Here is a 21,753-nt window from a genome sequence, read left to right as displayed (position 1 = left end):
CCTTGAACCATGCGCGTCGCCGCGCGAGAACGTCGGGCCGTTCCTGCTCGCTGGCGTGTGCCGTTTTTTTTGACGGTCATGGAATGACGGTCGAGAAAACGCCAGATGGTGCTCGGCGCGAAGACCGCGCCATGCTCTGATCGAAGCATCTCGGCCAGTTCGACCAACGTGATGTCCACCTGCTCCTCAACCGCGCCAAGAATGACATCGCGATAGGCTTCGATCCTGCGCGACCGCATGTCGCCGCCCTGAGGTTTTGCCCGCGTCAAGCCGGTCTCCCGCCATTCGCGAACCCAGCGGACGGCGCTTGCTGCCGCAACGCCGAAACGCTCGGCTGCCGCGCGCCGGGATAGCCCGCCATCAACCGCCGCGATCACCCGAAAACGTAAATCCTCCGAGATCGACTTTGTCATGCCAGGCCGGCCTCCTCGTCCAGCTGCTATGTTGAATCAGATTTCCTGGCTCAAGGGAATCCCTGCGATTCCGTCAGATCGGATTATGCTCTAGCTTCTTTTCCTTCCCATCGACCCGGTACTTGAGCCGCCACAGCTTTCCGCCACTCGGCTGGACCAACAAAAAAAGCCCACCGGCATCGCCCATTTTATAGGGCTTATCCTTGGGCTTGGCATTTTTGATCGCTGTGTCGGTCAACGCCATCGTGGGGGCCATTTCTATGTCGCCTGGGGCCACGCAGAAAATGGGCCCCAATCTGGCCCCCAAAATCTCCGGCTGTCAGTGAAGGACGGCGAAAGCCAGCGAAGGAACCGAGGCTGAATATGGCTGATTTCTTAGCTTTGTAAACCCGTCAGCGAATGTTGGCGAAGGGATATGTGGTGCCCGGGGACGGATTCGAACCGCCGACACTGCGATTTTCAATCGCATGCTCTACCAACTGAGCTACCCGGGCATCGGGTTCCTAGCGGAGGTCTCCGCCGGATGGAGGCGTGCCTATAGGCGTCAATCCAGTTCGCTGTCCAGCCCATAATTGCCATTTTTTTGCGCGGTTTCTTCGGCCGGCGAACCGGGCACGCGATAGCCTTCGCCCAACCATTGCAGCAGGTCGCGATCGCGGCAGGCGGGGCTGCAAAAGGGGCGTGTCGTGGCTTCCGCCGGCTGGTCGCACACCGGGCAGCCGCCCGACTTGGGCGCGGCTTTAGGCGACATGGCCGCCCGCCAGCGACAGCGCTGCATCCGCCTTCAGAGTGACCGCGCCACCGCGACGCTTGGCCAGCAATTCGATCCAGTCGGCCCGCTTATGCAGCAGGTCGATGATCGCGGGCGCGGCGGTGACGGTGGCCGCGCCGCCCTGGCCATGGCGTTCGGCACGGCGCAGCAGCGCCATCGTGGCGGTCAGCACCGGATCTTCACGCAGAAGCTCCATCAGGTTGGCGCGTTCGCGGCGACGGATGATCTGGAGGAAGCCGAAGCCGTTGACCGCAGTGCGCTCGAAGGGGAGCGGCAGATATTTGTCGATCTGCGCGGCGGCGACCATCCGCTCGTCCTTGTTGTTCATGGTCGGCAGATCGATGCCGATCGAGCCGCTCATGCCCATGCGGCGGACAGCCTGCGCCGCCAGCTTCGCGCCCTTGGGGCCAAGCTGCGCGGGCGGCAGAGATCCGTCTACGTCGATCAGCAGCATGGCAGGCGTCAGGTACAGGCGCAGCGCGGCGTCTTCGGCGCCGACCTCGCCACTGATCGCCTCTTCCATCAATTCGCTCCAGCCATGGGCTTCCAGCCGGTCTTCCTCATGCGCGGGGCAAGGAATGACGGGCGTGCCGGTGGCGCGGATGCGCTGGAGCAGGCTGGGACCGGCATGGGGCTTCGATCCGGGCTGGGGCATGCGGCCCTTGGCGCGCTTGGGACGGCCTTCCTCGGCAATCGCTTCGCGGATGATCTCGACCAGCACATTGGCCCCTTCGGCCAGCCGGGGCGGGATCGGCTCCAGCAGCACTTCCTCACCCGAGGTCAGGCGTACGATGCCGCGCTTCTTGGGGATGATGGTGGCGACCAGACGCCCCTGCGCCACCGCGCCGGTACGAACGGCGTCGCCATCGCGTTCGATCAGGGCTTCGACCAGCTTGCCCTTCTCGATCAGCGCGGCGCGCGCCTCGCCAATACCTTCTTCATAGAGCCATTCGGCCATGTGCGTTCCTAATCGATCGGGTAGCCCGCCGCCTTCAGCAGCGTGCGGGTTTCGTAAAGCGGCAGGCCCATGATCGCGCTGTGGCTGCCCTGTATCGTGCGAATAAGGCCGGCGGCGCGGCCCTGAATGGCATAGCCGCCCGCCTTGCCGCGCCATTCGTCGCTGGCAATATAGGCGTCGATCTCCGCCTGCTCCAGCCGTTTGAAGATGACGCTATTGTCGGAAAGACGATGGCGCGCCCGACCTTCTGCGTCGATCAGGGTGATCGCACTGAACACGCGATGCCGCCGACCCGACAGCAGGGTGAGGCAGGCGCGCGCCTCCGCCTCGCTCTCCGCCTTGGGCAATATGCGTCGCCCGACGGCGACCACCGTATCGCCCGACAGGATCAAAGCGCCCGGATGGCGTGCGGCCACCAGCGCGCCCTTGTCCGCCGCCACCCGCGCCGCATAGGCGGCAGGCCGTTCGGCCTTTAACGGGGTTTCGTCAATGTCCGCAGGATCGACCGCATCGGGGACGACACCGATCTGGCCCAGAAGGTCACGCCGTCTGGGGGAAGCCGAAGCAAGAATGAGCCGCATCACTGTTGCGGCTTATTTGAAGCGGTAGGTGATCCGACCCTTGGTCAGGTCGTAAGGGGTGAGTTCGACGAGAACTTCGTCGCCCACGAGCACGCGGATGCGGTTCTTGCGCATCTTGCCGGCCGTGTGGCCGAGAATTTCGTGATCATTTTCCAGCCGCACGCGGAACATGGCGTTGGGGAGAAGCTCCACAACCTGTCCGCGCATTTCAAGCAGTTCTTCTTTAGCCATAATATCCCGAATTCGAAAAATCGCGCCGCCATAGCGCCAAAATCAACAAAATGAAAGTCAGGGATGCGCGCCGAACATATCGCCTGCCGCATGGAGGGCCGCAAAGACGGAATCGAGCTGATCGGCGTCGAGACAATAGGGCGGCATCAGATAAATGGTGTTGCCAAGCGGCCTTAGCAAGAGGCCGCGTTCCAGGAAGAAGGCGCGCAGACGCGGCGCAAGGTCGGAGAGATAGCCGGCGTCCGGCGCCATCAGGTCGATCGCGGCGACCGTGCCCAACTGGCGCGAGTTGGCGAAGGCGGGATGCGCGGCCAGTTTTGCCAGGCGAGTCGCGATGCCGCCGGCCAGCGTGGCGATGCGGCCCAGCACATCCTCTTCGCGCCAGATGGCGAGATTGGCGGCGGCGGCGGCGCAGGCGATGGCGTTGGCGGTGTAGCTGGACGAATGGTAGAAAAGGCGCGCGCGATCAGTGGAAACATGCGCGTCGAAGATCGGCGCGGTGGCGAGCGTGGCGGCGAGCGGAATCGCGCCGCCGGTGATCCCCTTCGCCACGGCCATGATATCCGGCACCACGCCCGCCTGTTCGCAGGCGAAAAGCGTGCCGGTGCGGCCCCAGCCGGTCATCACTTCGTCGGCGATGAAGAGGACGCCATGTTTGCGGCAGATGGCGGCCATTTCGCGTAGGATAGCGGCGGGATAGAGCAGCATCCCTCCTGCCCCCAGGATCAATGGTTCGACAATGAAAGCGGCAGGCTTTTGCGCGCAGGCGGCCTCCAGCGCGTCGAGACAAGCCTGTTCTGCGCCGGGCGCGGGAAAGGGGATGGTGCCGACATCGAACAGCAAAGGCGTCCAGGCGGCATTATAGACGCCGCGCTCGCCGATCGACATCGCGCCGATCGTGTCGCCATGATAGCTGTGCTCCAGCACGAGGATGCGGCTGCGCGCCTCCGCCAGCCCATCGAGCGACAGATTGTGCCAATAGCCCAGCGCCATCTTCAGCGCGACTTCCACTGCGGTCGATCCGCTGTCGGAATAGAAGACATGGGCGAGGCTTGGCTGGCTATCGAAGCGGGGGGCAAGATCGATCAGGCCGCGCGCCACCACTTCGGCCGGTTCATGGGTGTAGGCGGCGAAGATCAACTGGTCGAGTTGTGTTGCCTGATGCGCGATGGCGGCGGCGATGCGCGGTTCGCAATGGCCATGGGTCGTCACCCACCAGCTGGAAATGCCATCGATCAGCGTCGTGCCATCGGCGAGGTGCAGCACAGCACCCTCCGCGCGGGCGACGTGAGGGATCGGCTCGTTCAGGCCATGCTGGGTGAAGGGGTGCCAGACAGTTGAGGTCATGCTGCGCCTTTAGAGTGAGATGAGGCTGGCTTGACCCGCCCCGTCATTGCGAGCGTAGCGAAGCAATCCATAGGCGCTCCATTGGATTGCTTCGCTACGCTCGCAATGACGATCCAATATGAAGTCAGGTCGACCTAGGCCAGCAAAACCGCGAAGGCTATGGCTTCTCCGCAGGATTAGACTGGACCGGCGGCGGCACCATGATGACGGGCAGCGCGACATGCAGGTCGACCCGGCGGTTCCTGGCCCGGCCTTCGGGATCGTCGCTGCCATCCTCCTTCGCATTGGGGGCGACGGGGCGGGCTTCGCCGAGTGCGACCAGCGTGATGCGATCCTTCGGCACGCCCTTTTCGACCAGATAGTCGCGCACCTTTTCGGCGCGGATGCGGGAGGCGACCTTGTTGTCGCCGTCATTGCCGCGGGAATCGCTATGACCGCGCAAAGTGATGGCGCCCCCTTCCCTGGCGGCCGGACTGGCCAGCACAGCGTCGATCGCGGCCTTCGCCGTGTCATCCAGCGCCATCGGCGACGCGCCGAAGCCGATCACCGCATCAGCCGGCTCGGCCCTCGGTTCCTCGACCTGATCGATCACTTCGGGGCGCAGGATGGAGCGTTGCGGTTCGGCTGCGTTATCGGCTGCGTTGGCCCCCATCGCATTGGCGCCATTGTCCGCGACATTGGCGCCCTCCTTTTCCGCCGGCGGCTGACAGGCGGCCAGAGCGCCAAGCAGCAGCAGGGCCGGGGTTGCTCTTGTCATTCTTCCTCTCCTTTCGGCCGTTTGTGAGTGGGCGGCACATAGGACAGGATCGTGTCGCCGGTCTGGGGCGTCGGGCGCGACGCATGGGTGAAGAAACGCAGCGCGCCGTTTTTGCGGAGCAGCAGAAGCATGTCGCCGCCTTCGGGCAGGGAGGCGCGGGCGGCCTCATAATCGAACTGCTCGCTGATCCGCGTCTTGCGGAAAGTCCAGCCCTGCTCTTCGCGCTGCATGATGTCCTCCACGCCATGACCGGAGGAGAAGAGCGCGCGGCCACGCAGGGATTCAGGCAGGGCACGCGGATCTTCATCATCGCTGGCGTCGCCGAGCTGATGCACGTTGTCGCGGCCGATTTCCGGCGCGAACTCGTTGCAGACCAGCGCATTATAGGCTTCGTTATCGGTGGTGGCGGCCATCACCTGAAATTGAGCGAGGTCGAGCTTTTCCTCGGTCGCTTCGGACAATATCTCGCCATGATAGGTGGGAATGCCCTGATGCCGAGCGGGCGCGAGCCGCTGCCAGCTATTGTCGGCGATCATCACCGGGACGTCCAGCGCGCGAAGCTGTGACGCAAGGCCGAGGCTGAAGGGGGTGGCGCCGACGAGCAGCAGGCCCTTTTCCTGCGCGCCGGTAACTTTGAGCAGGCGCGCGACCGGCTTGATCGAAAAGCCGTGGAACAGGATTGTCGCCACCACCACGGCGAAGGACAAGGTAACGAGGATCGAGCCGTCGCCATAGCCGAGGCGATCGAGCCGCAGCGCGAACAGGCCGGAAATGGCGACCGCGACGATACCGCGCGGCGCGATCCAGGCGACCAGCAGTCGTTCGTTCCAGGGCACGGGCGAGAAGGCGAGGCTCAGGAGCACGGTGATCGGCCGCACCAGGAAGAGCAAGGCGAAGAGGAAGGCGAGGAAGCGCCATTCGAACTGACGCAGCACGCTGAGGTCCAGCGAGGCAGAGAGGATGACGAACACGCCGGAGATAAGCAGGACGGTGACATTTTCCTTAAACGGCTGAATGTCGCGCAGGGAATCGAGGCGCATATTGGCCAGCGCCACGCCCATCACCGTGACCGCCAGCAGCCCGGTTTCCTGTTGGATGACGTTGGACAGGACGAAGACGCTGATCACCGCGACCAGCAGGACCGGAGCCTTCAGATATTCGGGCACATGGCCGCGCGGAAAGAGCCAGCCGATGGCGCGCGCGGCGATCCAGCCGATCAGCCCGGCGACGATCGCGGCGGCGATCAGCGAGACGATGACGGCGGCAAGGCTGCTCCCCTCCCCCGACCGGCGCAGATATTCATAGGTGACGACGCCCAGCAGCGCGCCGGTCGGATCGTTGACGATCGCTTCCCATTTCAGGATCGCGCGCGGGCGGGCAGCGACATTGGACTGGCGCAGCAGCGGCAGCACCACGGTCGGCCCGGTGACGACCAATATGCCCGCGAACAGGATGGCGACCGGCCAAACGAGACCGGCCACATAATAGCAGGCGAGCGATCCCAGCACCCAGCCTATGGGCGAACCCAGCAAAACGAGGCGCGTCACCGCGCCGTCGGTCTTGCGCAATTCGCGGAAATTGAGGCTGAGGCCGCCTTCGAACAGGATCAGCGCGACCGCGACCGACACCATCGGCTCCAGCAGGTCGCCGAACACATGTTCGGGATTGATAAGGTGAAGGACGGGGCCGCCAAGGACCCCCGCTGCCAGCATCAGGGCAATGGCGGGCCATCCGGTCCGCCAGGCGATCCATTGTGCGCCAATCCCCAATATGCCGATCAGCGCAATGGAAAGTGCCTGTTCCTGCATCAGGCCGGGATAGTCAGCCGGTACGCTGTCGGGAACCCCCGATATTTTTGCTTTTGCCGGGAACCATCAGGGGGATGATGCGTGCCCGGTGGACTATCGTCCATGGGCAACAAAAAAGGGGTGATCGGTGACCACCCCTTCTGTCGCGTCTTATTGCGGCGGCTGGCCCGGGGCAGCGGGCGCGGCCGGTGTTGCGGGCGCCGGCGGCGCGGCGGCCTGGATGCGCTGCTGGAGGGCCGGATCGGCGGCAGCGGCCTGACCGATCTGATTGAACTTTTCAGGCGGAATGCCCGATGCCTGAAGCGCGGCAACCATCTTGGGCTGCTTCTCCGCGTCAGCAATGGACGCATCCTGCTGAATCTTTGTCACTTCCACGGCAGCCGCAGCGAACTGCTTGATGTCGGCATCGCTGAAGTTGCTGGCGCCGGCGGCCGGCGCTGCGGGCGCGGCCGGTGCCGCAGGGGCAGCAGCGTCCTGTGCAAGCGCGGGATAAGCAGCGAACAGCGCGATGGAAGCGATGCCCGCTTTCAGGAATTTGTTGCTGTTGAGACCCGTCAACGTTCTTCTCCTCTTGACCAATATGATGACAATCAGACGGTCAAGCTGTTGAAAACGTTCCAGCGGGAAAAGGGGGGGAACGGCGAGTCGTGGGATTCAAAAGGCGGCCGGAACGGTTCCAGCAGCCCGTCCCGCAAAGCGGTCCGTTCGCCGCAGCAACAATATTGCGCCGCAGCAAAATGCGCCGGACCGGATTCGTTTGCGACCCGGCCCGGCCTGTTTCTGTTACCAGATCTTCACGCGATCCTTGGGCGCGAGGTAGATTTTGCCGCCGGGTGCGGGCTTGAACGCATCATACCAGCTGTCGAAATTGCGCACGATGTCGGTGCGATATTGCGACGGAGCGTGCGGATCAGTGACGAGGCGCTGGCGCAGATTGGCTTCGCGATAATTGCGGCGCCATACCTGCGCCCAGCCCAGGAAGAAGCGCTGGTCGCCGGTAAGCCCGTCGATCACCGGCGCCTTCTTGCCGCCGAGCGAGGCATGATAGGCGTCGAGCGCGACAGCCAGACCGCCAAGGTCGCCGATATTCTCGCCCATGGTGAAGGCGCCCTTCACATGCGCGCCGGGGAAGGGCTCATAGGCGTCGTACTGCGCGCCCAGCTTCTGCGTCAGCGCCTTGAAATTGGCGACGTCCTGATCGGTCCACCACTGGTTGAGCTTGCCCGTCTCGTCATATTTCGCGCCCTGATCGTCGAAATGATGGCTGAGTTCATGGCCGATCACCGCGCCGATGCCGCCATAATTGACCGCCGGATCGGCATGCGGATCGAAGAAGGGCGGTTGCAGGATCGCGGCGGGGAAGACGATCTCCACCATGCCGAAATTGGCATAGGCGTTGATTTCCATCGGCGTCATGCCCCATTCCCAGCGATAGATGGGCTTGCCGAGCTTGCCGATATTATAGTCGAACTCGAAGGCGTTGGAGCGCTGCGCATTGCCCAGCAGGTCGTCGCGCTTCACGTCCAGCCCGGCATAGTCTCGCCACTTGTCGGGATAGCCGATCTTGGGGGTGAAGGCGGCCAGCTTCTTGTGGGCGCGGGCCTTGGCCGTGTCGCTCATCCATGGCAGGGCGTCGATGCGACGGCCCATGGCGGCGAGCACATTCTTGACCAGCACGTCCATCGCCGCCTTGGTTTCGGGCGGGAAATATTGCGCGACATAGGCCTTGCCGACTTCTTCGCCGAGCGATTCCTTGAGGAAGGTCGCGCCGCGCTTCCACCGTTCCTCGCGCTCGGGCGTACCCGACAGCGTGGTGCCGTAGAAGGCGAAGTCGGCGCTGGCGACGCTGTCGGGCAGATAGTCGGCATAGGCGTGCAGGCTGGAGAGCAGCAGCGCGTCCTTGAGCACCCCGACCGGGGTTTTCGCGATCAGCGCCGCTTCGCCGGTGATCGCGCTGGGCTGGGCGACCAGCAGTTCGGTGGGCTTGAGATTATTGGCGGCGTAGAAAGCCGCGAAGTCGAAGCCGGGCGCGGCCTGCTGAAGCTGGGCCAGCGTCATTTTGTTATAGGTCTTGTCGGCGTCGCGGCTGTCGACCTGGGTCCAGTGGACCTTGGCGATCTCCGTTTCGAACGCCATCAGCGCGGCGGCGCGGGCCTTGGCATCCTTCTCGCCGACCAGCGTCAGCATCTTTTCCAGATGCGCGACATAGGCGGTGCGGATCGCGGCCATCTTGTCGCCCGCTTCCAGATAATAGTCGCGGTCGGGCAGGCCCAGCCCCCCCTGCATCATCGAGAGGATGTAGGTTTCGGGTTCCTTGTCATCCTGCCCCACATAGAAACGGAACGGGCCGGGCACGCCGGCGCGAGCAGCCTTGGCCGCGACCTTGGCGTAGGAGGCGAGATCGGTGACGCCCTTGACCTCGGTCAACCAGGGCAGGATCGGGGCCATGCCCTTCGCCTCGACCGTGGCGGCGTCCATATAGCTGGCATAGGCATTGCCGATCTTGCTGTTGGGATCGCTCTGCGCCGCTTCGAGAATGCCCTTCGTGCGTTCGCGCGACAGATCGTCCAACGTGTTGAACGCGCCATAGTTGGACTTGTCGGCCGGGATCGGCGTGTTCTTCGCCCAGGTGCCATTGGCGTAATCATAGAAATCGTCGCCAGGCTTGACCGACTTGTCCATGCCCGTGGCGTCGAAGCCGTAGCTGCCATAGGTGGGCTTGGCGGCGGGGGCTGCCGTCGGCGCGGCGGCCTGATCGGCATGGGCGACGGTGGCGGCCAGGGCGAGCGCGCTGGCGGCGGCGCCCAGGAGGAGTTTGTTCATCAAAGCATCCCTTGCTTGTGACAGATCGGGCCGCTTAGTGCGCCCGGCATGAGCCGGACTTGAACGCCCGTCCAACAGGCTTGTCCATGTCGTTGGTCGAAAATTATCCGCGGTTGAAAGTTTCGGAAAGGCGGATATGCGCCGCAAAAGCCTGTTTCAGGCTGTCGGCATCGAGCGGATCGAGATGCGGCAGGCGGCCGAGCGAAGGCAGGCCGGCGATTTGCGGGATGATGCGCTGATTTTCCTCATGCGCTTCGCCGATGAAAGCGATGCCCGCGATCGGCACCTTGCGCGCGCGCAACGCCTCGATGCTCAGCAGGCTGTGGTTGATGGTGCCAAGGCCGGTGCGCGCACACAGGATGACAGGTTGGCCCCAATAAGCGAACAGGTCCGCCATGGTCAGCGTTTCGGTGATGGGGACCAGGACGCCGCCTGCCCCCTCCACCACCAGCGGTCCTTCGACCTGTGGCAGAGCCAGCCGGGCAAGGTCGATCTTCACACCGTCGATGCGCGCGGCAAGGTGGGGAGAGGCCGGGGTGTTCAGGCGATAGGCTTCGGGCAGGATCTTTTCGGGCGGCAGGCCGGAGAGGGCAGCCACCCTCTCCTTGTCGCCCGACGGATCGATCCCGGCCTGTACCGGCTTCCAGTAGGAGGCGCCCAGCGCCCCGGCGAGGCCGGCGGCGAAGACCGTCTTGCCGATATCGGTGTCGGTGCCGGTGACGATCAGGACGGTCATCGCATCACCCGCTGCAATTCGCGGCCGAGCGCGGCGACGTCTGACCGGCTGGCGTTGAGCGTCAGCGAGATCCGCAAGCGGCTGGTGCCCGGCGGGACGGTCGGCGGGCGGATGCCGCGCACGTCGAAGCCGGCCTCCTGCAAGGCGGCGGCGGCGGCCATGGCGCGGGGATCGTCGCCCAGGATGACCGGCAATATCTGGCTGCGCGGGGAAGGCAGGCCGAGTGGGGCGCAGATTTCCTCCGCTGCGTCCTGTCGCAGCGTCTTCAAGCGTTCGCGCAGATCGTCGGCCCGCTCGATCCGGTCGAGCGCGGCGGAGACGGCGACCGCCATCAGCGGCGAGGGCGCGGTGGAGAAGATGAAGGCGCGGGCGCGATTGACCAGATAGTCGACATGGATGCGCGGGCCGCAGATCAGCGCGCCCTCCGCCCCCATCGCCTTGCCGCAGGTGTGCAGGGTGATGACATTGTGCAGGCCGTCGAGGCCCGCCGACAGGCCGCGCCCGCCGGGGCCGAAGACGCCGGTGCCATGGGCTTCGTCCAGCAGCAGCATCGCGTCATGCTGCGCAGCAAGTTTTGCGAGATCGGCGAGCGGCGCCATGTCGCCATCCATCGAATAGAGGGTTTCCACCGCGATCCAGATGCGGCCCTTCCCCCCTTCGGCGCGGAAGGCGGCGATCAGGTCGGCGAAGCTCTGCACGTCATTATGGCGGGCGAAGACGGCGGCAGCCTTGCTCATGCGCATGCCATCATGGGCGCTGGCATGGATCAGTTCGTCCGCAACGATCAGGTCGCCGCGCTGCGGCAGGGTGGAGAAAAGCGCGAGATTGCCGACATAGCCGTTGGCGACGAACAGGGCCGCCTGCGTGCGGAAGAAATCGGCGGCTTTCGCCTCCAGCCCTTCATGTTCGGGCGCATTGCCGCGCAGCAGGCGCGATCCGCCCGACCCCAGCGGCACGCCGCGCGCAACGGCATCGGCCACGGCCTGCGCGATCATCGGATCACCGGCGAGGGCGAGATAGTCATTAGAGGCGAAGTCGCGTCCGGCACGGGGGGACAGGCGACGCAGCCGCCCGCGCTGCTCCAGCGCGGCTAGCTGGGAACGGAAGGGTTCGGCGGTCATGGAGGGCGCTATAAGCCCGGCCGGAGGGAGCGGCAAGCGTGCGCTTAACTTCGCATATTTCCCGCAGATATTGTCATTTTTGTGCCGATGTTGGAAATTCTGTTGCGCAGCGGAAAGGGCCGAGAATGGGCGGTTCACAGGGGAAAGAGCGTGGTCCATGATAGGGGATCGGCGGCCGATAGGATAGCGATCACCCCTCCCCCGACTTCCGTCTGATGCGGCGTGGCCGTTGCGCCGCTTGTCGGCCGATCGGATCGACCAGTGCCTGATAGAGCGCGAAGAGATGCTCCACTCGTTCCCGGTCCGATCCGAAAGGCGATTTGCGGTAGAGCCGGTCGACCGCCTGATCGAGATCGCGATGCGCCCGGCGCAGTTCGGCGGGCATGGTGTCGGGATCATAGAGGTCCGCCAGCGTCGAGGTGGCGTTCTTGGGCAGCGCGCGCGCATCCAGCACCGCCTGCGCCAGCGCCTCCACCTGCGCGCGCTGGGCGGGAGTGGCGTCGGGCCAGGGGAAGTTGTTGTACACTACGCCAACCGAATACATATAGTCGCTCTTCATCCGGCCGCTGATCTGGCGCATCCAGGCCATATGCATCTGGCTGGTCAGGATGCCGAAATCCCAGAGGGTTGCATCGGGCAGAATGCGCAGTTTCTGATTGGCGACGACGTCCGGCTCCAGCCATCCGATGGGCACATAATCGCGCCTTTCGGAGCTGGTGTTGGGGATGACCAGATAGGCTGAGTCAAGCCTTTCGTCGACGCCAAGGCGCATCGGCTCCATGGCCATTTTGGCGGTGCTGGTCCGGTTGCTCGCTGCCCGATATTGACGAACGGCTGCGATCCGCTGCCGGACCAGAGGCAATGTCCGCACCATATCGGCTGGCGCATCCACCAGATATAATATCCAGCGGTGGAAACCGTTTATATATTCCTCGCCACCGATGAATTTCCGGAACAGAGGCTCCGCACGGGGTTCTTCCGACAAAAAAAATGATCGTTCTTCATCATCGAACGTATAGAATCCGTTGTCGATCATCTGGACCCCGGTTTTCAGCCGTCGAGCGCCATTGATCGGCCGACCTTCCTCCTTCACCACCAGATGCCGGTCCAATTGTGCGGCGTCGATCAGATAGGCATTCAGCGCTGCATGGCGCGTCTCGTTAGGTTCGCCTTTGGAATCGGCATAGCTGAACAAGCGCTTGTCCTTCGCTGCGCTGATTTGCGGGGCGAGGCCGATGATCACGCAATGCACCGCCGCGCGGCCGGGCCAGACGAAGGGGCGATGGGCGAAGGTGATTTCCATCCCTTCGCGGAAGATCAGCGGCCAGAGTTGCGCCACCTGTTCGCCCTGCACGATGCTGTTGGTCACGACGAAGGCGATATGCGCGCCACCCACCGCGGCAAAGCGGGCACCCTTGAGGAACCAGGCGGCGACATAGTCGAGCGTGCCGCCGCTGCCCGGCAGGGCGGCGAGGCGGCGCACCTGCGCGCGTTGCGCCTCCGTCTGATATTTGGCGCCGATGAAGGGCGGGTTGCCGACGATGTAGCGACATGTTTCGGGCGGCAGCAGGGTCGCCCAGTCCGTCTCCAGCGCGTCGCAATGGCGGATGTTTGGCGCCGTGACGAGAGGGATGCGGGCATAGGGGCGGCCGAAATCCTCGCCCAGCCGGGTGTTGGCGATATGATCGGTCATCCACAAAGCGACCTGCGCGATCTGGCTGGGAAATTCGTCTATCTCCATGCCGTGGAAGCGATCGACGTTGAGGCGCGTCAGGTCGGCGACGTCCAGCACCTGCTGCACCGGACCGCCGACGATCAGCCTTTCGCGAATAATCTCCCGCTCCAACTCGCGCAATTCGCGATAGGCGACCACCAGGAAATTGCCCGCGCCACAGGCCGGATCGAGGAAGGTCAGCCCCGCCATCCTGTCCTGCAAACGGCGCAGCGCGGCGTCCCGGCCGGAGCGCAGCGCACAGGCCCGATCGAATTCGGCCCGCAGATCGTCCAGGAACAGCGGGCCGATCACCTTCAATATGGCTTCTTCGGGCGTGTAATGGGCGCCCTGTTTGCGGCGTGTGACCTTGTCGATCACGCTTTCGAACAGCGAGCCGAAAATGGCGGGCGACACCTCCCCCCAGTTGAACAGGCTGGCGTCGAGCAACATCTGGCGCATCGCCCGGTCGAACACCGGCGTCGCGATTCGGGCGGAAAAAAGCGCGCCGTTGATATAGGGAAATTCGGCAAGGTCCGCGTCCAGCCCCTGTTGCCGGCGTTCGGGCGGGGTATCGAGTATTTCGAACAATTCGATCAGCCAGCGGCCAAGATCGCGCCCATCGGCGCTGGTGCGGGTTTCGAGAAAGAGGAGAAATTGTTCGCGCTGCTGGAAAATGCCGGTGTCGTCGGCGAAGAGGATGAAGAGCAGGCGGACGAGCAGCCGTTCCAGATCATGACCGATATAGCCCCGCGCGGCGAGTGCATTATGCAGCCGGCCCATCAGGTCGGTCGCCTTGCGATTGACCGGCGACTGGTTGCGCAGCAGCCGTGGCTTGGCGCCCAGGATGAAATCGAACGCCTCGACATGGCGTTTGAGGTCGGGCAGTGGGAAATGCCAGTGCTGCCGCGTTTCCAGATCGAGCAGTTCGAAGCGCTGGAAATCGCACACCATCATGTGGCGCGGCCGCTGCTCTTCGGGCAGCCAGTCATGATAGTCGAGCGCCTGCGTCATGGCGCGGTCGAGATTGCGACCGATGCTCTTCTGTTCGACAATCAGCGTACCGGGCCAGAACAGGTCGATGAAGCCACCGGTCCGGCGCGGATCGAGCGCCTTCACCCGCTGTTCGTAGACCGCCACCTGTTTGCGCGGCACGCCGAAGACCGCGAAAAATTCATCGTAGAAGCTTTGCGTCTGGCCCTTTTCATAGCCCTGGTCGCGCCATTCCTCCGAAAAATGGGCGGCATTCGCGCGAATTTCCGGCCAGCTGAGACGCATCCCTTCCCCTCCCCCTGATGGTCGGGGAAAAGGCTGGTGGATCAATAGACTATCTCAAAACGAAGATGACTCCAGACAATCTCCGTTTTGCACTAACAGAGCGTCTCAGCCATAAAACGCCGTTCGCCCTGAGCGAAGTCGAAGGGTCTGCTGAGCGGCAAGCGAAGCATGCTTCACTGCGTTCAGCAATGGGCTTCGACTTCGCTCAGCCCGAACGGATATGGAAGCCCCTAAAAATTGAAGCTGAGCGAAACGGATGCAACATTGTCGTTGCTGTCGTCCGCATCGGGGCGGAAGCCGTGCTGGTGGAGATAGCCGATTTCCGCATTCACATTCTTCGTCAGCGGGGTGGTGATGGCGATCAGGTTGCGCATCCGCTCCTCCCCCTGCACGCGCTGGAAATTGGTCTTGTTGAGATCGAAGAAGCTTTCATGGCTGAGTATGAGTGCGGTCTTGCTGCCTTCCTTGAACGGCAGGACCAGCTTCACATAGGGGCGCAGGCGCCAGGCAGTGCCGTCGATCCCCTCACGCCACCGTTCTTCCATGCGCAGGCGGGCGCTGACCGACACCGGGCCGATCCTGGCGATATTGTCGAACGTCACCTGCTGGCGACCGCGATGCTCCATCACGGTGAAGTCGCCGCCATTATATTGCGGGTCATGGGTGTAGCCGGCCCAGACCGTCACCGCCTTCGAGACTTTATAGCCCAGCAGCGTGTTGGATTCGATTTCATAGAGGCCGTTGCGGTCGTTGCTCAGGCGCGCGACGATTTCCTGCGACAGGCGCCAGTGATCGCTGAGCTTCACCGTCGCGCTGGTGGTGGCCCAGAGCTGTTCATCTTCGCTGGCATGGGCGGCGGCGGGCAGCGCCAGCATGGCAAGCGCGGGCAGGCTGAACAAAAGACGAGCGGTCGAACGCATGGGGCATCTTCTCCACCGCCGGATCTGGCGGCGAAGGCGCTACTATGACGATTCGAAGACTCCATCGTGACGTTTGCATTGCAGTTTCGTGACAAAGCCTTTCCCGATCATGTCCCGTCGGGCACAATAGCAGGATCGGATCAGGCGGCCTGCGCGGTCGGAGCGGCGGCCAGTTCGACCCGGTTGCGGCCCGATCGCTTGGCGACATAGAGGGCCGCGTCGGCAGCGGCGAGCCAGCTCTGGCTGGTCATGCGGTCCGGGCCGATCGCCGCCACGCCGAAGCTGGCGGTGACATGCAGCGGCGGATAATGCGGGATAGTGAGCGCGGCGACCGCATCGCAGAAGCGCTGCGCGGCGGCCAGCGCGTCCTCCTGCGCGGTTTCGGGCAGCAGCAAGGCGAATTCTTCACCACCCAGTCGCCCCAGCGAATCGCTGGGACGCGAGAGGGTGGCGCAGCAGTGCGCCACCGCTTCGATCACGCGATCGCCAACGGGGTGGCCATGACTGTCGTTCACCTGCTTGAAATGGTCGATGTCCAGCAGGATCAGCGCGGCGGGCCTCTGGTGCCGGATGAAGAGCGCGATCTGCCGGTCGATCGCGGCGACGAAGGCACGGCGGGTGAGCGCGCCGCTCAGCCCGTCCCGCTCGGCCAGCAGCCGCAATTCCATCTGTTCGACCACGATCGGGGCCAGGCCTTGCAGGATCGCCAACTGTTCGGGCGCGAAATCGCGCGTGCGGGTATCGACGGCACAGAGCGAACCGACATTATAGCCATCGGGCGTGCGCAGCGGCACGCCGGCATAGCTGCGGATACCCGGATCGCCCGTCACCAGCGGATTGTCGCAAAAGCGCGCGTCGGCGCAGGCATCCGGCACGACTAGCGGTTCGTCCTGCCGGATGGCGTAATCGCAAAAGGCGACGCTGCGGGGCGTTTCCGTGCCGTCCAGCCCGGCCAGCGACTTGAACCATTGCCGGTCGGTATCGATCAGTGAGACGGCGGAAATCGGCACGCCGACCAGCGTGCGGACAAGATCGGTGATCTTGTCGAAAGCCCCCTCCGACGGCGTATCGAGGATATCGTAACGACGCAGCGCAGCGATGCGCCCCGGTTCGTCGGTCAGTCGATCATGTGGCGTCATGGGCAACCCGATGCTTTTATCCGTTCCTGCTTCCCGTCCCCTATAGGCCGGAAGTTGCCTGCCACACACCCGCCCCAACGTGCAGCCGTACCAACAGGCTGCGCCGGGCTGGTTGAGAAAAGGTTAAGAGACATATTTCTCGATTAATCCGCCGACCCATCGGGCATGTGATGTGCATTTTGCTGATATTTGGGAATTATTCCGTCTAATTTGCATATTGTTCATGGTATGTAAATTTTGATATTTGATTTTTGGCGGAAATCCGCCGTTTTTCAAAACTGGCACGCCCCCTGCAGTGCTGTTGGCATGATCCACACCGGATCGGAAACAGACATTCAGGGAAGGAAAATCACCATGAAGACCATCGCTTTCGCCGCCGCCGTCATTGCCGCCACCGTTGCCGTTTCGGCTGCCGCCACCCCCGCCTTCGCCCAGCCGGAAGTCGGCGCGAGCAGCGTGAAGGTGCATTATCAGGAAAATACCGGCCGCTATTGCATCCGTCAGGATCGCGCCGGATCGCTGGTGCCTTCGATCGCATGCCGCAGCAAGACGGACTGGGCGCAGCAGGGCGTGACCATCAGCCACAAGGCGCCGGTGCGACTGGCCCAGCGCTGACATATTGGCGCCTACGGCGCATCCGCACCTGCCCACACCACCACCCCGCGAAAACGCCCGGCCGGATCACCGACCGGGCGTTTTGTTTTCTTCGCGATCCGACCGGATCAGCCGCCATGCGCCAGCGCCGCCAGCAGCAGCAGCGCGACGATATTGGTGATCTTGATCATCGGGTTGACCGCAGGACCAGCGGTGTCCTTATAGGGATCGCCCACCGTGTCGCCCGTCACCGCGGCCTTTTGGGCTTCGCTGCCCTTGCCGCCATGATGGCCATCCTCGATATATTTCTTCGCATTGTCCCAGGCGCCGCCACCCGACGTCATCGACAGGGCGACGAACAGGCCCGACACGATCACGCCCAGCAACAACGCGCCCAGCGCCGCGAAACCATTATCGACCCCGGCAACGGCCGCGATGATGAAATAGACCGCGACCGGCGCCAGCACCGGCAGCAGGCTGGGGATGATCATTTCCTTGATCGCGGCCTTCGTCACCAGGTCGACGGTGCGGGCATAATTGGGGCGGGACGTGCCATCCATGATGCCCTTGTCCTTCGCGAACTGATCGCGCACATCCTTGACCACGTCGCCCGCCGCGCGGCCCACGGCGGTCATGCCCATCGCGCCGAACAGATAGGGCAGCAACGCGCCCAGCAGCAGGCCGACGATGACATAGGGGTTCTTCAGCGAGAAATCGACCGGCGCGGTAAGGCCCAGGGCCGAGCCGTAATAATCGAGATCCTGCGTGAAGGTGCCGAACAGCACCAGGGCGGCAAGACCGGCCGATCCGATGGCATAGCCCTTCGTCACCGCCTTGGTCGTGTTGCCCACGGCGTCCAGCGCATCGGTCTTCACCCGGACGCTGTCGTCGAGATGCGCCATCTCCGCGATGCCGCCCGCATTGTCGGTGACCGGGCCATAGGCGTCGAGCGCCACCACCATGCCGGCCAGCGCCAGCATCGCGGTCGCCGCGAAGGCGATGCCCATCAACCCGGCAAGCTGATGGGCGACGATGATGCCGATGACGATCACGATGGTCGGCAGGGCCGTCGATTCCAGGCTGATCGCCAGCCCCTGAATGACGTTGGTGCCATGGCCGGTTTCCGAAGCCTTGGCGATGCTGCGCACCGGGCGATAGCCGGTGCCGGTATAATATTCGGTGATGACCACGAGCAGGCCCGTGACCGCCAGACCGACGAGCATCGACCAGAATAGCGCGATGCCGGTATAGCCCCCGGCGCCGTCCAGCCCCGCGCCGAACACAGTGTCGAGGTCGCCCAGCGTATAGCGGGTGGCGAAATAGATGGCCGGGATCGACAGGATCGCGGTGGTCCAGAAGCCCTTGTAGAGCGCGCCCATGATCGACTGGCTGGCGCCAAGGCGCACCATATAGGTGCCGATGATCGAGGTGACGATGCATACGCCACCGACGATCAGCGGCAGGGCCATCAGCTTGAGCAGGAAGGCGTTATCGACGCCGGTGACGAGCAGGGCGGTCAGCACCATGGTCGCGCCGACGGTGACGACATAGGTTTCGAACAGATCGGCCGCCATGCCGGCGCAGTCGCCCACATTGTCGCCCACATTGTCGGCGATGACGGCGGGGTTGCGCGGGTCATCCTCCGGAATGCCGGCCTCGACCTTCCCCACCAGATCCGCGCCGACATCGGCCGCCTTGGTGAAGATGCCGCCGCCCAGCCGCGCGAAGATGGAGATGAGGCTGGCGCCGAAGGCCAGCGCCACGAGAGAGTCGATCACCAGCCGGTCGTCGGGAGCATGGCCGGCAGGGCCGGTCAGATACCAGAAGAAGACGCTGATCGCGAGCAAGGCGAGGCCCGCCACCAGCATGCCGGTGATCGCACCTGCCCTGAAAGCGACGGTCAGGCCGCTTTGCAGCGTGCCGCGACAGGCTTCGGCCGTACGCACATTCGCGCGCACCGAAATATTCATGCCGATGAAGCCCGCCGCACCAGACAGGATCGCGCCGATCAGGAAGCCGACCGCTGAGGTAAGGCCCAGAAAGACTGCGACCAGCACCGCCACGACGACGCCGACGATGGCGATGGTGGTATATTGCCGGCCCAGATAGGCCTTCGCCCCTTCCTGAATCGCGCCGGAAATGGCCTGCATCACAGCATTGCCGGGCGATGCGCTGAGCACCTGACGACTGGTGAAAAGCCCGTAGAGCACGGCCAGCAGGCCGCACCCTATGGCGATATAGACAATCTGCATGGATGTTCCTCTCCCCCCTTTATGACTGTCATCGGCCGCTCCGCAGGGAAGGACGGGCGGACGAAAGGCATGAAAATGGGAGGCGCAGGGGCGGGCGGCCGGATGAAACCAATCCGGCATCGGGCACCACGTCAATCAGCAACGGGGCATGGCACATGAAACGCGCTCCAGCCGGCTGAGAAATAGGGTGGAAGGAAGCTACAGTTCCAGCGGCGCGCGTCAAGATGCCCGCGAAGATCAACCCGGAATGAGAGGCGCGATCAGGCCGCCTGCGCCAGCGCCGCCTGCGTCGCGGCGATCCAGCCGCCGCCCAGCACCCGTTCTCCGGCATAGAGCACCGCCGCCTGCCCCGGCGCCACGCCATATTCGGGCGCGTCGAAGATCAGCCGGTCGCCCTCCAGCCGGGCGGGCACGGGCTTGGCCATGGAGCGGACCTTGGCGGTGAGCGGACCGGTAAAATCGCCGCCCAGCCAGTTGATGTCGCTCAGGATCGCGCCCGACACCGCCAGCGCCGCCTTCGGCCCGACGATGACGCGGCGCCCCTCCGCATCCAGCCGCACGACATAGAGCGGATCGGGCTGGCCGCCGATTTCCAGCCCCTTGCGCTGACCGACCGTGTAGTGAATCAGCCCCTTGTGCCGGCCCAGCACCCGGCCGTCGACATGGACGATGTCGCCGCCTTCGTCCGCATCGGGGCGCAGTTTCCGCACGATCTTCGCATAGTCGCCGTCGGGTACGAAGCAGATGTCCTGGCTGTCGGGCTTCAGGGCCACCGACAGACCCAGTTCAGCCGCGATCTCGCGCACCTGCGGCTTGGGCAGGCCGCCCAGCGGGAAACGCAGATAATCGAGCTGCGCCTGAGTCGTGGCGAAGAGGAAATAGCTCTGGTCGCGCGCAGGATCGGCCGCTCGGTGGAGTTCGGCGCCCTGCGCCCCTTCCACCCGCTGCACATAATGGCCGGTGGCCAGGCAGTCCGCCCCCAGATCGCGCGCGATCTGGAACAGGTCGGTGAACTTCACCCCCATATTGCACTTCACGCAGGGGATGGGGGTGCGGCCAGCCATATATTCATCAGCAAAGTCGGCGATCACCGAATCGCGGAAGGCGGTTTCATAATCAAAGACATAATGGGCGATGCCGATGCGATCGGCGACCGCGCGCGCATCGCGAATATCCTGCCCCGCGCAGCAACTGCCGGTGCGGCCGACGGCGGCGCCATGATCGTACAGCTGGAGCGTGACGCCGATCACCTCCGCCCCGGTCTTTGCGGCGAGCGCGGCGACGACGCTGGAATCCACGCCGCCCGACATGGCGACGACGATGCGCCGCTGGGCAAGCGGCTCGGTAAGCTGAAACTGGGGCTGCATGGTGCGCATATAGTGCAAGGGACCGCGCGGCGCAAAAGTTAACAAAAGGTAGCGGTCCAAAGCGGCCAATCGGGACGGATCGACGAGAAACCGCGCCCGAACGAGCCGAGAAAGATCATCCGAGTTTACGGACCCTTATCCATTAGCCCCTACACAAGGCTGCATGGATCTGAGTTTCCTCCGGGGTGGCGGGCTGAAGCCTGGCACCACCAGACCGCTTAGCCGGCCGCGCGTTCCGGCCTGGCCATTCCTGCGGGCCGCTACGGCGGCGGCGCAGGCGGCCAGTCCCACCGCGCAGGCGGTGGCGGGCGTCCTGCGGGGGCAGGATGGGAGCGAAAGCTGGATTCAGGAACTGGCGGGAATTTTCGCGCCACGTTCCAGCGGCAAGATCGAAGCCGTACGTCTCGCGGGCAGCTTTAATCCGCTGGTCGCAAGTCGTTTAGCCGGGGGCAAGGAAAGATGAAGGCTGTGTTTACCGTGGGGCTTTAGCCGTTGTTCAGGGCTGACGCAGATAAGGGTTTTCACGGCTGAATTCGGCAACGCCAGTGCCGCATAGTTGAGGGTAAGAATGATCGAGAACCAGAAAATCAGGCCTGCCCAGGTCGTCGGGCCGCTCGGGGAACCCCTGACGCTTGATAGCCTGCCGCCTGCGGATACGACCCGCTGGGTCGTGCGGCGCAAGGCGGAAGTGGTCGCTGCGGTCAATGGCGGTCTGCTGACGGTGGACGAAGCCTGCGCCCGCTATAATCTGACGCTGGAAGAATTTGCCGGCTGGCAGCGCGCGGTCGACCGGTCGGGCATGCATGGCCTGCGCGTCACGCGCATCCAATATTATAAGTCGCTCTATGAGCGGCAGCAGAAATATTGATCACACCCTCACGCTAGGGTCGCAAACAGAAAAAAGGCCGCCGGGCGTTCCGGCGGCCTTTTTCGTGCCTGTCGCCG

20 protein-coding genes, 1 tRNA gene and 1 pseudogene are annotated in these 21,753 nt (G+C 64.0%); 3 read left to right on the top strand and 19 right to left on the bottom strand.

Annotated elements, in window-relative coordinates:
* From BMX92_RS18160 to BMX92_RS18080, 17 genes and pseudogenes are all read right to left on the bottom strand, one after another.
* Nucleotides 1-413: helix-turn-helix domain-containing protein (locus BMX92_RS18160; RefSeq protein ID WP_143066820.1), on the bottom strand; the 413-nt coding region annotated here is incomplete at its 3' end.
* A gap of 91 nt (nucleotides 414-504) precedes the next feature.
* Nucleotides 505-657: pseudogene (locus BMX92_RS18155) on the bottom strand (Arm DNA-binding domain-containing protein); the annotation flags it as partial.
* A gap of 174 nt (nucleotides 658-831) precedes the next feature.
* Nucleotides 832-907 (bottom strand) — tRNA-Phe (locus tag BMX92_RS18150).
* Nucleotides 908-957: 50 nt separating this feature from the next.
* A complete protein-coding gene (locus tag BMX92_RS18145; RefSeq protein ID WP_093019075.1) occupies nucleotides 958-1,164 on the bottom strand; it encodes a DNA gyrase inhibitor YacG in 207 nt (68 codons plus the stop codon).
* On the bottom strand, nucleotides 1,154-2,143 hold the full coding sequence (locus BMX92_RS18140) for a ribonuclease (protein WP_093019073.1): 990 nt from the start codon (nucleotides 2,141-2,143) through the stop codon (nucleotides 1,154-1,156). Before BMX92_RS18140 ends, BMX92_RS18145 begins: the two co-directional genes overlap by 11 nt.
* A gap of 8 nt (nucleotides 2,144-2,151) precedes the next feature.
* Nucleotides 2,152-2,724, bottom strand: a complete 573-nt coding sequence (locus BMX92_RS18135) for a Maf family protein (RefSeq protein WP_093019071.1) — start codon at nucleotides 2,722-2,724, stop codon at nucleotides 2,152-2,154.
* A 12-nt stretch (nucleotides 2,725-2,736) separates the two neighbouring features.
* Nucleotides 2,737-2,955 carry a translation initiation factor IF-1 gene (infA, locus tag BMX92_RS18130; protein WP_003049127.1) on the bottom strand — a complete coding sequence of 73 codons (219 nt, stop codon included), beginning with the start codon at nucleotides 2,953-2,955 and terminating at the stop codon, nucleotides 2,737-2,739.
* Between the two features lie 57 nt (nucleotides 2,956-3,012).
* On the bottom strand, nucleotides 3,013-4,302 hold the full coding sequence (locus tag BMX92_RS18125) for an adenosylmethionine--8-amino-7-oxononanoate transaminase (protein ID WP_093019069.1): 1,290 nt from the start codon (nucleotides 4,300-4,302) through the stop codon (nucleotides 3,013-3,015).
* A 157-nt stretch (nucleotides 4,303-4,459) separates the two neighbouring features.
* The gene (locus BMX92_RS18120; protein WP_093019067.1) at nucleotides 4,460-5,059 is read right to left on the bottom strand and encodes an OmpA family protein; all 600 of its coding nucleotides are present in this window, start codon (nucleotides 5,057-5,059) and stop codon (nucleotides 4,460-4,462) included.
* Nucleotides 5,056-6,867, bottom strand: a complete 1,812-nt coding sequence (locus tag BMX92_RS18115; protein WP_093019065.1) for a cation:proton antiporter — start codon at nucleotides 6,865-6,867, stop codon at nucleotides 5,056-5,058. The genes BMX92_RS18120 and BMX92_RS18115 overlap by 4 nt, the downstream gene beginning before the upstream one ends.
* 150 nt (nucleotides 6,868-7,017) lie before the next feature.
* Nucleotides 7,018-7,425, bottom strand: a complete 408-nt coding sequence (locus BMX92_RS18110; protein WP_093019063.1) for a DUF4168 domain-containing protein — start codon at nucleotides 7,423-7,425, stop codon at nucleotides 7,018-7,020.
* A gap of 225 nt (nucleotides 7,426-7,650) precedes the next feature.
* Nucleotides 7,651-9,690 carry a M13 family metallopeptidase gene (locus BMX92_RS18105; protein WP_093019061.1) on the bottom strand — a complete coding sequence of 680 codons (2,040 nt, stop codon included), beginning with the start codon at nucleotides 9,688-9,690 and terminating at the stop codon, nucleotides 7,651-7,653.
* 103 nt (nucleotides 9,691-9,793) lie between these two features.
* Nucleotides 9,794-10,426 (bottom strand): dethiobiotin synthase, encoded by a 633-nt coding sequence (gene bioD, locus BMX92_RS18100; RefSeq protein WP_093019059.1) that lies wholly within the window; start codon nucleotides 10,424-10,426, stop codon nucleotides 9,794-9,796.
* Complete coding sequence (locus BMX92_RS18095; protein WP_093019057.1) at nucleotides 10,423-11,547, bottom strand: 8-amino-7-oxononanoate synthase; 1,125 nt, start codon at nucleotides 11,545-11,547, stop codon at nucleotides 10,423-10,425. The genes bioD and BMX92_RS18095 overlap by 4 nt, the downstream gene beginning before the upstream one ends.
* Nucleotides 11,548-11,737: 190 nt before the next feature.
* Nucleotides 11,738-14,536 carry a DNA methyltransferase gene (locus BMX92_RS18090; RefSeq protein ID WP_093019055.1) on the bottom strand — a complete coding sequence of 933 codons (2,799 nt, stop codon included), beginning with the start codon at nucleotides 14,534-14,536 and terminating at the stop codon, nucleotides 11,738-11,740.
* A gap of 230 nt (nucleotides 14,537-14,766) precedes the next feature.
* On the bottom strand, nucleotides 14,767-15,456 hold the full coding sequence (locus BMX92_RS18085) for a DUF2490 domain-containing protein (protein ID WP_093019053.1): 690 nt from the start codon (nucleotides 15,454-15,456) through the stop codon (nucleotides 14,767-14,769).
* 140 nt (nucleotides 15,457-15,596) lie between these two features.
* Nucleotides 15,597-16,595, bottom strand: a complete 999-nt coding sequence (locus BMX92_RS18080; protein WP_093019051.1) for a sensor domain-containing diguanylate cyclase — start codon at nucleotides 16,593-16,595, stop codon at nucleotides 15,597-15,599.
* A gap of 354 nt (nucleotides 16,596-16,949) precedes the next feature.
* On the opposite strand from BMX92_RS18080, the gene BMX92_RS18075 reads away from it, so the two are divergent.
* On the top strand, nucleotides 16,950-17,210 hold the full coding sequence (locus BMX92_RS18075) for a hypothetical protein (RefSeq protein ID WP_093019049.1): 261 nt from the start codon (nucleotides 16,950-16,952) through the stop codon (nucleotides 17,208-17,210).
* A 107-nt stretch (nucleotides 17,211-17,317) separates the two neighbouring features.
* On the opposite strand, the gene BMX92_RS18070 is transcribed toward BMX92_RS18075, so the two are convergent.
* Both BMX92_RS18070 and mnmA read right to left on the bottom strand, forming a co-directional pair.
* Nucleotides 17,318-19,441: a sodium-translocating pyrophosphatase gene (locus BMX92_RS18070; RefSeq protein WP_093019047.1), complete on the bottom strand. Its 2,124-nt coding sequence runs from the start codon at nucleotides 19,439-19,441 to the stop codon at nucleotides 17,318-17,320.
* A 260-nt stretch (nucleotides 19,442-19,701) separates the two neighbouring features.
* Nucleotides 19,702-20,808, bottom strand: a complete 1,107-nt coding sequence (gene mnmA, locus BMX92_RS18065; protein WP_093019102.1) for a tRNA 2-thiouridine(34) synthase MnmA — start codon at nucleotides 20,806-20,808, stop codon at nucleotides 19,702-19,704.
* A gap of 163 nt (nucleotides 20,809-20,971) precedes the next feature.
* On the opposite strand from mnmA, the gene BMX92_RS18060 reads away from it, so the two are divergent.
* Together BMX92_RS18060 and BMX92_RS18055 are read left to right on the top strand one after the other, a co-directional pair.
* On the top strand, nucleotides 20,972-21,271 hold the full coding sequence (locus tag BMX92_RS18060; protein WP_093019045.1) for a hypothetical protein: 300 nt from the start codon (nucleotides 20,972-20,974) through the stop codon (nucleotides 21,269-21,271).
* A 105-nt stretch (nucleotides 21,272-21,376) separates the two neighbouring features.
* Nucleotides 21,377-21,676, top strand: a complete 300-nt coding sequence (locus BMX92_RS18055; protein WP_037476500.1) for a CtrA inhibitor SciP — start codon at nucleotides 21,377-21,379, stop codon at nucleotides 21,674-21,676.
* The last annotated feature ends 77 nt before the right edge of the window (nucleotides 21,677-21,753 follow it).

It is taken from the genome of Sphingobium sp. YR768 (assembly GCF_900111125.1).
GTDB lineage: Bacteria > Pseudomonadota > Alphaproteobacteria > Sphingomonadales > Sphingomonadaceae > Sphingobium.
The sequence above is the reverse complement of the archived record's forward strand: the minus strand, read 5'-3'. Positions and strand labels throughout refer to the sequence as shown.

Bases quoted from the DNA above. Each gene is read 5' to 3' on its own strand.
- BMX92_RS18135 (WP_093019071.1), bottom strand. From the start codon at position 2,724: ATGCGGCTCATTCTTGCTTCGGCTTCCCCCAGACGGCGTGACCTTCTG.
- BMX92_RS18070 (WP_093019047.1), bottom strand. From the start codon at position 19,441: ATGCAGATTGTCTATATCGCCATAGGGTGCGGCCTGCTGGCCGTGCTC.
- BMX92_RS18075 (WP_093019049.1), top strand. From the start codon at position 16,950: ATGAAGACCATCGCTTTCGCCGCCGCCGTCATTGCCGCCACCGTTGCC.
- BMX92_RS18055 (WP_037476500.1), top strand. From the start codon at position 21,377: ATGATCGAGAACCAGAAAATCAGGCCTGCCCAGGTCGTCGGGCCGCTC.
- BMX92_RS18105 (WP_093019061.1), bottom strand. From the start codon at position 9,690: ATGAACAAACTCCTCCTGGGCGCCGCCGCCAGCGCGCTCGCCCTGGCC.
- BMX92_RS18145 (WP_093019075.1), bottom strand. From the start codon at position 1,164: ATGTCGCCTAAAGCCGCGCCCAAGTCGGGCGGCTGCCCGGTGTGCGAC.
- infA (WP_003049127.1), bottom strand. From the start codon at position 2,955: ATGGCTAAAGAAGAACTGCTTGAAATGCGCGGACAGGTTGTGGAGCTT.
- bioD (WP_093019059.1), bottom strand. From the start codon at position 10,426: ATGACCGTCCTGATCGTCACCGGCACCGACACCGATATCGGCAAGACG.
- BMX92_RS18080 (WP_093019051.1), bottom strand. From the start codon at position 16,595: ATGACGCCACATGATCGACTGACCGACGAACCGGGGCGCATCGCTGCG.
- BMX92_RS18060 (WP_093019045.1), top strand. From the start codon at position 20,972: ATGGATCTGAGTTTCCTCCGGGGTGGCGGGCTGAAGCCTGGCACCACC.
- BMX92_RS18125 (WP_093019069.1), bottom strand. From the start codon at position 4,302: ATGACCTCAACTGTCTGGCACCCCTTCACCCAGCATGGCCTGAACGAG.
- BMX92_RS18085 (WP_093019053.1), bottom strand. From the start codon at position 15,456: ATGCGTTCGACCGCTCGTCTTTTGTTCAGCCTGCCCGCGCTTGCCATG.
- mnmA (WP_093019102.1), bottom strand. From the start codon at position 20,808: ATGCAGCCCCAGTTTCAGCTTACCGAGCCGCTTGCCCAGCGGCGCATC.
- BMX92_RS18090 (WP_093019055.1), bottom strand. From the start codon at position 14,536: ATGCGTCTCAGCTGGCCGGAAATTCGCGCGAATGCCGCCCATTTTTCG.
- BMX92_RS18095 (WP_093019057.1), bottom strand. From the start codon at position 11,547: ATGACCGCCGAACCCTTCCGTTCCCAGCTAGCCGCGCTGGAGCAGCGC.
- BMX92_RS18115 (WP_093019065.1), bottom strand. From the start codon at position 6,867: ATGCAGGAACAGGCACTTTCCATTGCGCTGATCGGCATATTGGGGATT.
- BMX92_RS18140 (WP_093019073.1), bottom strand. From the start codon at position 2,143: ATGGCCGAATGGCTCTATGAAGAAGGTATTGGCGAGGCGCGCGCCGCG.
- BMX92_RS18120 (WP_093019067.1), bottom strand. From the start codon at position 5,059: ATGACAAGAGCAACCCCGGCCCTGCTGCTGCTTGGCGCTCTGGCCGCC.